Annotated in this window: 1 protein-coding gene; it reads left to right on the top strand. The window is 53.7% G+C overall.

From position 1 onward, the window contains the following. Nucleotides 1-102 precede the first annotated feature (102 nt). A complete protein-coding gene (locus tag K7H08_RS18310; protein WP_193054299.1) occupies nucleotides 103-1,095 on the top strand; it encodes an IS30 family transposase in 993 nt (330 codons plus the stop codon). Nucleotides 1,096-1,102: the final 7 nt, after the last annotated feature.

The following is a 1,102-nucleotide window of genomic DNA, read 5'->3' as shown; positions in this document are numbered from 1 at the left end:
CCTGAATTCATAGAATAACTGCAGCACTTTGGATCATACGGTAGAGGCAGGAGGGCCAGCAGCGGTACCCTCTCCGCCTTACCGACCAAAGTGAAGCAGAGTATGGGATACCGACAACTGACCCAGGCACAACGATATCAAATTTTTGCCCATAGGGATGTAGGATTGAGCCAACGTCAGATTGCTCAACAGCTTGGCATTCACAGCAGTACCGTGAGCCGTGAGCTGAGACGTAATTCGGGTGCCAAGGGATATGAACCCGCACAAGCGCAGCGTTACAGCGATCAGAGACGCCGCTCCGCCTGGAAGTGGACAAAGCAACTCCCTAGCCTGATCAATGCCGTAGCTGACAGGCTTAGAGAAGAGTGGAGTCCAGAGCAGATTAGCGGTTTTATGGCGCCGTTGACGGGGATAGGAGTTAGTCATCAATGGGTCTATTCGCTGATCTGGGACGATAAGGCCAAGGGTGGCGATTTGTGGCGACACCTCCGCCAGCCCAAGCGTCGCAGTAAACATCGTGCCCATGCCAAAAGTGCAGGACTAGGCAAGATTCCTAAGCGTGTGGGGATAGAGCATCGGCCACCTGCTATCGAAAAACGCCTCACCATCGGTCACTGGGAAGGCGACACGGTGCTTTATGGGCACAAGCAAGCGGGGATAGTGACGTTGGTAGAGCGACGAAGTGGCTACTTGTTGGCGGCACGTCTGCCAAAGGTAACGGCAGAACTAACGCAGAGAGCCATGGTCCGTTTACTTAAGCCTCGTCGGGGCGCGGTGAAGACGATCACGCTAGACAATGGCTCGGAGTTTGCAGACCACGAGACGGTCGCAAAAGCGGTTAGCGCCTCCGTGTATTTCTGTGATCCTTACTGTTCAGGCCAGCGTGGGACAAACGAGAACACCAACGGCCTGATCAGGCAGTATTTTCCGAAAGGTACAGACTTCCGGAAGGTGACTAATGCAGAGCTGCGACGCGTTGTTCACAAGCTGAACGATAGACCCAGAAAGCGGCTGGGATATCGAACCCCAGCCCAGGTGTTTTTAGGAGAATATTCAGGAGCACTAGAAACCGCAGGTGCTGCACTTATTAGTTGAATTCAGG

It is taken from the genome of Halomonas sp. IOP_6 (assembly GCF_021151565.1).
Classification (GTDB): Bacteria; Pseudomonadota; Gammaproteobacteria; order Pseudomonadales; family Halomonadaceae; genus Vreelandella; species Vreelandella alkaliphila.
This window is presented reverse-complemented; position numbering and strand designations above follow the sequence as displayed.

Coding starts and splice junctions, on each gene's coding strand:
- K7H08_RS18310 (WP_193054299.1), top strand. CDS start 103: ATGGGATACCGACAACTGACCCAGGCACAACGATATCAAATTTTTGCC.